Origin of the sequence: Rhizobium ecuadorense, from assembly GCF_001187535.1 — a bacterium.
GTDB lineage: Bacteria > Pseudomonadota > Alphaproteobacteria > Rhizobiales > Rhizobiaceae > Rhizobium > Rhizobium ecuadorense.
In genome coordinates this window covers 170144-180298 of sequence record NZ_LFIO01001267.1, presented here as the reverse complement: position 1 = coordinate 180298, position 10155 = coordinate 170144, and the positions used below count along the sequence as shown (strand labels likewise).

The following is a 10155-nucleotide window of genomic DNA, read 5'->3' as shown; positions in this document are numbered from 1 at the left end:
TTCCGATGAACAGCCTGCGAGTTCGGCCCTTCTGAAGGCCATTGCCATTGCGAACGTCCCCCGAGGCGCACGCCGTGGCGATTCAATCTTTGCAAGGCTGAAAGCCGGCGTGCGGCTCAGGTTCGCTCCTGCATCCTAAGACTGAGACAGACCTCCAAGCTGCTGCTCAGACGCCTTGTCGAACCCAATCACCATCCACAGGAGATTATAATGCCAGATAACAGAACACCGGTTGTACCACCGAGAAAAGTTGCCGAGCTTAGAAATGACCCTTATGCGGGGCAGTCCGGCGACCTCTCGGTCAACAATGCCTTACGCGCCTTCAGCCGCGGCACTGTCGCCGGTCCCTATCTCGACGAAATGGACGCTGGGACAGCTGCATTCCTGGCGCCCGTTGTTGACCCACTGCTGCCTGATTTTTTGTTTCCGCCGCTGCCGGGCGAAACGCTTGGAGAGCGGTATGATAACGCACTCGCTATTCAGCGCGGGATGGACAGAGCCTTCGACGAACAGCATCCCTATGTCTCCGAAACGCTGCAGCGCGCCGGAGGTTTGGCCTCTGACCTAGCTTTTAAGTTGCCGTCAGGGAGGAAAGCCGACATCGCGCGCGGTGCCTTTGAAGGTTTCGGGAACGGGGAAGGTGGTTTTGGGAACCGAGTTGAGCAGGCCATTCGTGGCGCTGGCGAAGAGGCTGTGAAAGGACTCGCTATGGATGCTTTAACGGGGCGTCGTATGATGCCGGCCGAAGCCGGCAGCGAAGGTGGTCGGAGAGCCGGCGCGAAGGCTGCTCTTACACGCGCGCTTCTTAGAGTACGCGGTCGAAATGGCGGTGGTGGTGGCTGGTGACCTATCCCCGCCAATTCAGGCTTCCGGGGCCGCAACGCGAGAAAGCTCGTTCGGCCCCGGCGCAGACACCACGGCGGCTATACCTTCTTCGATATTGCCTGTTGGTTTGACGTTGTAAACTTCATCGCGATGGCGGCGATATCAAGAAAAGCAAAGGCAGCAACCAAAGGTATATTTTTGACGCCGAATATCTTCGTCAAGGAGCTCTTCCAGCCGAAACGCGCCTGCACAGCGCCCTTGAAGGGAGTAAATCCAGATCAAAGGAGCGGGAAGATTGCGTTGAGCTTCGACAGCCAACCCCACTCTGCGCAGGAGTTCGGCCAATCGCTCAAAATTGTAAAGGTTCAAATGCCGCGGGAAATAATATCCGCCCCAAGCGCAGCCCGCTCGAACTGAGTTATCTCGCTTCCTTTGAGCGCTTGCTTCGAACCAGCACATTCATACCGCCACCTTCCGGAATCATCGCGCGTACTTTGTCGGCGTCTTCGGGCAGCTTCCTGCCAGATGCCATTTCGCCAATTTCGTAACCGCCCTCCCAGAGAAGCTCCAACAACCTGTCGAAGTCTCCGGGATTGTCAGCATAAACATAGGGGGCCAATTCAAGCATTATCCGCGGCTGGAACTCTTTGAGAGTCACCGTCGCCCCAAGTAGAACCGCCAGCTCATTGCCGTCGACGTCAAGTTTTATGAAATCGACCTTGCCGACCCCAAGATCCCGCAGTGTTTCGTCCACTGTGCCGAGCCGCGCGCCCTTTGTCGACATGAGACGACCGTGGTGTTCACTATGCAAATCTTCGGCAACTTCGAGCGGCCAGCTTGAATAGACCGCCTCGGGCATCGCTTCGGACGCACTTGCCATAAGCATCATCTGGTAAGCGTCGATCCGCTGGGCGAGCGTCGGGTTGAGCGCAATATTGGCTTTCTGTTTCGCGAATGCATGAGCCGTCGGCTCGAAGGAGATTACCCTGCCGGCTCCGCCCACCAATTGCGCCAGGGGCAACGTATGAGAACCGACATTGGCACCGATATCGAGGACGATGTCTCCATCCCCTATCAGCTCTCTATACCTATCGAGCGTTCTGACCTCGAACCCGCCCAACAGGTAGATCGCGAAATCAACGCCGTCTCTCAGGTCCAGCGACCAATTTACTCCCCGCCGTTTCGCGATCACGGTGGCGGGTAAGCCAACGCAACCCCGGACGAACAAGACAGCTTTAGATAGAGAGCGAGCGATCAGGATTTTGTTGCTGGTGGATAACATTGTCCGCACGTCGCCTTTAAGTGATATTGGGATGGGCAGGCGCTCTTCTTGCAACGATCAGATTGCAATATTGGCCCGCGTTTTCTGGATCGAGGCTCTCGTCATTGAAAGCAGTACCAGGTGGATCCGCAATGTTGTGGAACTCGAAATTCAGCATCTTTAGGAATTGGGTGAGCTCGGACGGATTCACTGACGCTTTCGACAGGCCGTAAGGCCAGAACTCCATGAAAACCCGAATGTCGCGGTTCTCTCGCAGCACCCGCTCGGCACCCTGCAGAACGCTCAACTCGTATCCCTGAACATCAATTTTGATAAAATCGACCCGTTGCCCTGGCGAAAAGTAATCGTCGAGCTTCACCAATGGGACGTCGATGCTTACTCGCCCGTCGCCGCTATCGAATGTTCGGTGATCGACATTCAGCTCGGCCGAAACATACAGCCTGGTGGTGCCGCTGGCCGCTCCGACCGCGGCGTGCCGCAGCGATACATTCGACAAGCCGCTTACCGTCGCTTCAAGCTTTTCGAAATTCGCCGGCGCCGGCTCGAAGGCATGCACATGGCCGGTCGCTCCCGTCAGAGCGGAGAACATACGGGTATATATTCCGATATTTGCACCGATATCTGCGACGATCATGCCCGGCGAAAGCATCTCGCGCATCAGTGCGCGCTCACGTCGTTCTGAAACTGCCTTCCATACGGAATAGAGAGGGTAATAAAGGGGATAACAGTGTCGATAGAGCCAATCGGCGAGACGTAGCAAAACCATCCCTACACCTCTTCTTTTGATGTGAGGCGGGCCGTGAAGAATGAGGCGAACACCTTGGGCAGCGCGGTGCCTATTGCTCTGTCGAGCTTGAAGTAAGGCTTATAAGCCCAACCAGGCACAGGATACTTTCTCGATATCCCGCCTGTCACCATATAGGAGAGCGAGGTGAAATAGCTGATCCTCGTCTTCTCGAGGCTATAGCAATCTGCAAGCTCAGCGAGCCAGTCCGGCCGCTGAAAGAAGATCATATGTGGCATAGCCTGATTTGAGGTCGAAAGAGGACCCTGAACGGTATCCAGAACCGGGCGGTGGATACTGAAATCCACCGGCTCATGATGGAGAAGTTTATACATCGGGTAGGATAGCCAGGACAAATAGGGTTCCGTCACATACACCCTGCCGCCCTTTGTGAGCTTTCGCGTTGCTCCGCGGAGGAAAGCAAGGGGATCCTTCAGGTGATGCAGAACATTGGTCATGGTAATCACATCGACGCTGTGGTCCGCGATGTCAGGCAAGCTCGCGATCTCGTGGCAATCGAAGACAAAGTCCAGATAGTCTAACTTCAGCACATCGGAGGTGATGACATTCGGTAGGAAGCCCTTGAGAGGCGATGTTCCGCTCCCGATTTCCAGAACGGTATTCGTGGCAATATCCGGTTCCTGCCGAAACATCTCCTGGTAGAGCTCACCATACCAGTGCATCAGGTTCGGATTTGCGCTTAGCCGCGTGCGATTTGCCAGCGTCTGAGCAAGATCGGCCTCATAGAGAGCGCTTTCGGATTCCATCGTCAGAGAAACTTTATTCGTCTTGCCGCAAAAACCAGCATGGCCAACAGAATGGCACCGTGGCGCCAACGCGAGATGTTCGTTTCACCGTAGAGTCTTTCACGATAGCTGATCGGAACCTCGACGATCTTAAGGCCCATCCGCGCCGCACCGAAGATCAGGTCGAAATCACCAAAGGGATCGAAATCACCGAAGTAGGATCTGTTTGCCTGAAGCTTCAGATAATTGGAGCGGCTGATCACCTTGGTTCCGCATAGGGTGTCTTTGTATCTCTGGCCAAGAACGAAGGAGAAAGCCAATGCGAAAAACTTGTTGCCCAGGAGGTTGAAGAAACGCATAGCCTCCTTTTCCATGGGATAGACCAAGCGCGTGCCGTTGATGAACTCGCCTTTCCCGTCCTTGATGGCATTGTAGAATTTCGGCAAATCCTCGGGCGGGACCGTCATGTCCGCGTCAAGAATCATCAAGACGTCCTTTGAGGCCAGCGAAAAGCCCTTCCGGACGGCATCGCCTTTACCCTTCCCATCCTGCTGGGCAATCAGGATGGTGCGTTCGCCGCCATAACGCTGTTGCGCTTCCTGGATCGCCTTCCACGTCGCGTCGGTCGAATTGCCTTCGACAAAAATAAGTTCATCATCCGGCCCCATAGACGGCAACCGTTTGACAATATCCTCGATATTTCCTGCCTCGTTCCTCGCCGGAACTACAATTGACACCGACGGCACGGTCTTCGACGCGGCATCGCCGTTCGGCCTCGCAATCGCGATGTTGATAAGGCAGAGAGTTCGAAGAAGCGGAAGAGGAGCAAGGTAGCGGTTAACAAAGGCACTGATAAGTGGGATGTAAAGCGGGATCAGGATCTTCTGGTCCAGTCGTATCAATTCGAAGTCTTCGAGCGTCAAAAGATTCTCGATGTCTTCATGGGCAAGCCAATTCGATTCAGGAACCCGCCGGCGCAGACCGAGCTTAGATGCGAGAGTCGCAAGCGGCCGCCACATACTACTGTAATAGGTAAGAACAAGGCGTGTCTCAGGCGAACACAATGCACGTGCCTGAGCGAACATGCTCTGTATGTCTCGTTCGTAATGGATGAGGCCGCTGATGACCAGGTAATCGGGTTTGGTGTCAGCGACGTCTTCGATCTTGACGACCTTGTGCTCGTCAAACTCATTCACAGGTTCTGCAGGGTGCGTTCTCGAGCGAAACGCTATCTTGCCCTGAGGAAATTTACCAATCAGCAGAGGCGTCGTCGGATCGATCTCGACCACGGAATTCTGGCCCAGGATAAAGAGGCCAATGTACTTTCTCAATTGAGAATAGAAATAGTCCCGCATAAGTTACCTCGGCGCCAAGCGGTTCAAGCGCCAATGTCCCAGAATGAGGGCTGCAGGCACAACGTACACCACAAAAAAGAGAAAATGAACGGCCGTCGCCAGGAGCAACCCCTCCGACGGCGAACGCCCTAGTAATACGAATGCCGAAACGACGGATGCATGGAAGGTGCCGACTCCCGATGGCGCAGCCGGGATCATCAGGCCCAACCCGCCGGCAAACAACATGAACAACGATTCTTGATAACTCAGCGCGATGCCGACAAACCGGGCGACGAAGATATACGCAAGGGCGTATGCCGAAAGCCACAAAGCTAGTGTGAGAAAGGCCGGAACGATAGTCACGGACAGAGTTAAGCTTCGTGCGGAATTTCGGATAAAAGAAATAACGTGACGGTCAAAGAAATCCTGACGTCGCAGGAGACCGAAGACAGGTCGCAATATCGGGACAAGCCGATCGCCGAAATTCCTTATCAAAACTGCCGATAGAAATATCCCAACCAATGCACCAAGCATGATGACCAAAAGAACATTTCGGTATTCGGAATTCAATGTATGACTCAGTAAAACCAAAGAAAATATGCCGACTGAAATGATCGTCACCAGGTCAACCATCTTTTCGACCAGAAGCCTGCCAAGAGCGTCTCCGTAGGGGACAGTCGCGACAACTCGGCTGTAATGTACACGCAAGAGGTCTCCGCCTCTCGCAGGAAGGACCATGTTGGCGCCCAGGCCGAGTAGGGAGGCCATGAGGGACGTTCCGTAACCGATCTTGCCATCCAGCAACAGGCGCCATCGCACCGCATAAGCTGCAGCGATACTGAAGGTAACGAGCATAAACCACAGGAGCGATGTGACGGATATTCCGCTGCGAAAAATGCGGATGGCTTCTTCCCAATCCACCGCCCTTAGCAGGAATATCAGGAGGACAAGGCTTATTGCGGAGGCTATAAGCATCTGCAGGCGTTGATGATTGAAGAGGCCAGTTGTCACGTTTTCTGATGTTCTCTTTCGAAGCCGCGCCGACTTTAAACCGCAAGTGTCTACTCGGATCGCTGCCCCTAACATATCACAACAATCAGGGGCAACCCCGTGACCTCTTCCTTTCACAGGAGTTGCAGTGGCGACGGAGCTGCTTTCAGTCCGTGGGCTGCTGCCTTTTAATTCAGGGCCAATTGGGCCAGCCACGCCTTTGCGAAGCGGTTTTCTAAATCAATCACTGTCGTAAGCAAGAGCAAAAATCCCGCCGCTTTATGCTTTGTATCTATCTGCCCCGGGGTTCGCGCCTACCTCGCGAACCAACTGGTTCAGCCCACGCGTCTAACTGACCCACGGATGGCCGCGCTTGCTGAAGTTCTTCTTTCGCAGAACGCCGCTCGGGTGAGGCAGCAACCATCAGTAGGCAGCATGCCAGCAGGCCGCCGATAAAAAGAACGGCGATCCCTTTGACGGCCCAGAATGGGAGCGCTGCGGTCAGCAATCATAAGGCGCGACTCTCACAGGTATTCTCCATCCAGTGGAGAAGAAAAAGAATGCAACTCACTTTATCCGAGTGCATTGCGGCAACAATCAACCCCTTCTTTTGGAGCAAGGTAAATGCCCAGAAACCCATCAACCGGCGTCTATTCCAAACCCGCCGGCACGACACCCTCCGTCGGCCAGGTCATCGACCCGGCGCCGTGGAACGCGCTGACCACCGACCTCGGCAACGAAATCACCAATTCGCTGCCCCGCGACGGCTCGGCGCCGATGATCGCGCCGCTCAAGGCGGCCGGCGGAACGGTGTCCGCGCCGGGCGTCGGCTTCGCCTCGAACCCGCAGACCGGCGTCTATCTGAAAGGCGGCGGCCTGCTTGGCTTTGCCCAGAACGGCGTCGATATCGCGTTCGATCAGGATCTGGTCTATGCGGCCAAGTCGGGCGATTACACCGCGCTCGCATCCGACGATAATGCTATCCATCGCTTTACCGCGGCGGCCACGCTCACGCTCACCGCCGCGGCAACGCTCGGCGCAAACTGGCACTATTGCGTCATTGCCGATGGCGGCGATGTGACGATTGATCCGAACGGTTTGGAGACGATCGACGGGGCGGCAACGCTTGTCGTTCCGAACGGGTATTCCACCTTCATCGTCTGCAGTGGGACAGCGTTCTTCACGGATAAGCTGATTGCCAAGATCCAGGCGAAGTCGGAGATCAACAACGTCGTCGGGTGTGAGACCGTCTATGTATCCAGCACTTCTATTCAGATAAAAACCGGCGAGGTGTTCTTCAATTCTAAGAACGTCATCTATGCTTCCGCGCTGACAAAATCCCTGTCCACCACCTTCACGGCCGGCAATAGCGGCGGATTCCTTGACACTGGCGTCATGCAGGCGAGCAAAACCTATTTTGTTCATTCTGTGCGCAACCTGGCAACAGGCGTTGGCGATTGGGTTGCAAGTCTGCAATCTGTCCCGGCGCTCGTTGCAACGGTAAATCTTATAGGTTGGGAAGTTATTGTGCGTGTAAATGCCGTATTAACGACTTCTGCAAATGTGATTCGCCAATATATCCAAGATGGTAACGAATATAGAATTACTGCAGCTGTGCAGGAGTACAACGGAACCGGCATAGCGCCGAACGATATACAGCCAATAGGCGCTCCAGCTGGGATTTCTACAGAGGTTTATTGGTTGCTTGCGGTTAATTCTTCGGCAAGTTCATCCGGCGAGCTTGGCGCCGGGGCTGATGCTGTCACATCTCCTGTTGCAGTCTTCAATGTTAACGCGGGCAACACGGCACAAGCGGGCCGCGTATCTGCTCGCTGCCGATCACGATCAACGGGGATTGTAACCATTTACGCCATCACGACGGTCGGTAGCGTATCGTATACATTGCGATCAATCGGCTTTAACGACTATACCGTACCGCGCCTGAATGGAGCTTGATCATGACTTTGGTTTACGTGATGCGCGACGAAAATGGCGCAATCAAAGGCGTGTTCGTCGGCAGACGGGAAATCGCACAAGACGCGATCGATGACCTATAGTCCTTGCCCTTGATTAGCCGTTCCGTGAGCGCCTTTATTCGGCCACAAGATGCGCAATGCGCGACGAGCCGGATCATTGGACTCTTCGCCCATGGACTTTGAAGCGGGCACTTTGATCGCTGCCGAAAAACAGGGGCGACGAGCCAGCATACCGATCTATTCACACGCGCGGCCCGCCGAAAGAAGCGTCGACGATGGCTCTGCTTCCTCCAGACGGAACGAGACAAAAGTGTCCCCCTTGACGAGGTAAACCTTGAAAAGGGGGACATCAAAGTCAAAGGTCAGCGGAAACGGCAGCTTATGAAAAAATGGTAGGCCCGGCGGGCATGAAAAATCCAGTCAAAATCAAAGCGCTATAGAACAGGTTAACCATCAAAAAGATCCGCAGTTTACCGACAGAGTTGCGTAAAACTCTCCCATTGAGCCTCTTTGCTGTATCGGCTCTTGATCATCATGTTGCCAGCTGCCGCGATTTCTCTCAGTCTGGTTTGGTCGGCGAGTGCAGTTCGAATTGATGCCACTGCCGACTGCGCATTGCCATAGGTCACTATGGTGGTACCGTCGATCATTCCATTGGGGTAGTTGCCAGCGTCGGAGATCATCAGAGCACCGCAGCCCAACGCTTCCCAGCAGCGCATGTTGCCTCGATCTGAGCCGGCCATGTCGACAGCTCCGTTCAAGACGATTTTTGCTTGCGAGATTCCGCGATACAGGTCGCGCCCAAAAACAGGCGGACGGGAAACCGCGCGAATGCCCTTAGGACGCCGATGATCGTTAAGAGGCAAGAGCCATCCCAGAGAGCTTTCAGCAAGTCGCGTAAGGCGAGATCGGTCCAAGTGGTAGACAACCCGAAAATCCTTGCGAAGTTCGGAGACCGCCTCAAGAATTTCCGCGCGTCTGCTATGATGGCGGCTATATCCTCCAACAAATAAAATATCGATCGGGCGGCTGCTGTTTGCCGCATAGCTGTCCATTGCGAGGTCATGGGATGGCGCCATGTACTCTGCCCGCCATCCGCGGCCTCTGTAGCTTTCTATGATCGTTGGAAAATTGCAGACAAGAAGATCATAAGCACCCAGATCGACGTTTCCTGAAGGCGCCGCTCGCCAAGCTATCGACCTTTTTACCGTTCCCGGCAACTTTCTGACGAACTCATTGCCGTATCGAATAGGATCAAGATTGTAGAAAATCTCAGTGCGGTGATCCTCGATCTGGCTAAGCAGTATTTGCTCCAACGCCGTGGAGGCTGGAAGGCCATGCTCTTGGGCCCAAAATCTCTGCGTAATGGGATCGTCACCGGTTGTGAAGAATGCATCGCTACTTCCGTCGACCACTGCCTTAAGCAGGTGGCACGCGCCGAACGAATCCGAGAGAAAAACCTGCCGTCTTTCGGAAAAAGCATTCGCTGATCCTGCAAGCTTATTGAGTCGGTGCATATATGCAGGGTATAGGCCAAAATTCTGAAAGACGCGCATTACTTAACCGATGTGGTGGCTCGCAGTTGAACCCGCGTACCATTAAAACCAGTCGTTGGCGATAATGATCTTTCCAGTTGAGACGGTAAGGGCGGCAAGTGTTTTCAAGTCTGATATTAACTGCTCGCGAAAAGCTTTTAGCAAGCCTTGTCACTTCTGCCGCTAGGAGGGACGCCGTCCTTGGCATGTCCACCAAGTTGAGTTCCGAAGGCAGAGTCTTCAACATCCGCAATGACCGATCAGCGATCCAAGTGGGCGCCAACGGAACGATCCGCGGCGAACTTTTAACCTTCGGTTTCGGAGGGAGGATCGAGATCGGTGAATGGTTTTACCTCGGCCCGATGTCAACAATCTGGTCAGCGAGTGAAGTCATCATCGGCGATAGGGTTCTCGTATCGCATTCGGTTGCAATTCATGACAGTGACAGCCACCCGACCGATCCGCAGATGCGCTTCGCGCAGACAAAGCAAATTCTGACCAGTGGGCATCCGCGCGAGAACCCGGGCGTAAAGACGGCGCCGGTTCGTATCGGAAATGATGTGTGGATTGGCATGGGTGCTATCATTCTGAAGGGCGTGACAATCGGCGACCGTGCGATTATTGGTGCGCGATCAGTTGTCAAGACAGACGTTCCTGCGGATGGTTTTGTGCCATCCCCCACA

Annotated in this window: 9 protein-coding genes and 1 pseudogene; 3 read left to right on the top strand and 7 right to left on the bottom strand. The window is 54.4% G+C overall.

The window, feature by feature from the left end; translation table 11 throughout:
- The first annotated feature begins 210 nt into the window (after positions 1–210).
- Positions 211–846: a hypothetical protein gene (locus tag AF337_RS27070; protein WP_049734556.1), complete on the top strand. Its 636-nt coding sequence runs from the start codon at positions 211–213 to the stop codon at positions 844–846.
- A 77-nt stretch (positions 847–923) separates the two neighbouring features.
- Here the strand turns inward: AF337_RS27070 and AF337_RS46130 are convergent, their stop codons facing one another.
- From AF337_RS46130 to AF337_RS27040, 6 genes are all read right to left on the bottom strand, one after another.
- Entirely contained in the window at positions 924–1046 is a 123-nt protein-coding gene (locus AF337_RS46130) for a hypothetical protein (RefSeq protein WP_280138872.1), read from the bottom strand.
- Positions 1047–1243: 197 nt separating this feature from the next.
- Positions 1244–2107: an FkbM family methyltransferase gene (locus AF337_RS27060; RefSeq protein WP_049734554.1), complete on the bottom strand. Its 864-nt coding sequence runs from the start codon at positions 2105–2107 to the stop codon at positions 1244–1246.
- A gap of 16 nt (positions 2108–2123) precedes the next feature.
- Positions 2124–2765: an FkbM family methyltransferase gene (locus AF337_RS27055; protein ID WP_244471323.1), complete on the bottom strand. Its 642-nt coding sequence runs from the start codon at positions 2763–2765 to the stop codon at positions 2124–2126.
- Between the two features lie 110 nt (positions 2766–2875).
- Positions 2876–3658: a class I SAM-dependent methyltransferase gene (locus AF337_RS27050; RefSeq protein ID WP_049734552.1), complete on the bottom strand. Its 783-nt coding sequence runs from the start codon at positions 3656–3658 to the stop codon at positions 2876–2878.
- A 2-nt stretch (positions 3659–3660) separates the two neighbouring features.
- A complete protein-coding gene (locus tag AF337_RS27045) occupies positions 3661–4992 on the bottom strand; it encodes a glycosyltransferase family 2 protein (protein WP_049734551.1) in 1332 nt (443 codons plus the stop codon).
- A gap of 3 nt (positions 4993–4995) precedes the next feature.
- On the bottom strand, positions 4996–5982 hold the full coding sequence (locus AF337_RS27040; protein WP_244471322.1) for a lysylphosphatidylglycerol synthase transmembrane domain-containing protein: 987 nt from the start codon (positions 5980–5982) through the stop codon (positions 4996–4998).
- Between the two features lie 603 nt (positions 5983–6585).
- Between AF337_RS27040 and AF337_RS27035 the strand changes: the two genes are divergently transcribed.
- Positions 6586–7917 (top strand): hypothetical protein, encoded by a 1332-nt coding sequence (locus AF337_RS27035; RefSeq protein WP_049734549.1) that lies wholly within the window; start codon positions 6586–6588, stop codon positions 7915–7917.
- A gap of 490 nt (positions 7918–8407) precedes the next feature.
- Here the strand turns inward: AF337_RS27035 and AF337_RS27030 are convergent, their stop codons facing one another.
- On the bottom strand, positions 8408–9493 hold the full coding sequence (locus AF337_RS27030) for a glycosyltransferase family protein (RefSeq protein ID WP_049734548.1): 1086 nt from the start codon (positions 9491–9493) through the stop codon (positions 8408–8410).
- 527 nt (positions 9494–10020) lie between these two features.
- Here AF337_RS27030 and AF337_RS46570 point away from each other — a divergent pair.
- Positions 10021–10125 (top strand): annotated as a pseudogene (locus tag AF337_RS46570) (DapH/DapD/GlmU-related protein); the annotation flags it as partial.
- Positions 10126–10155: the final 30 nt, after the last annotated feature.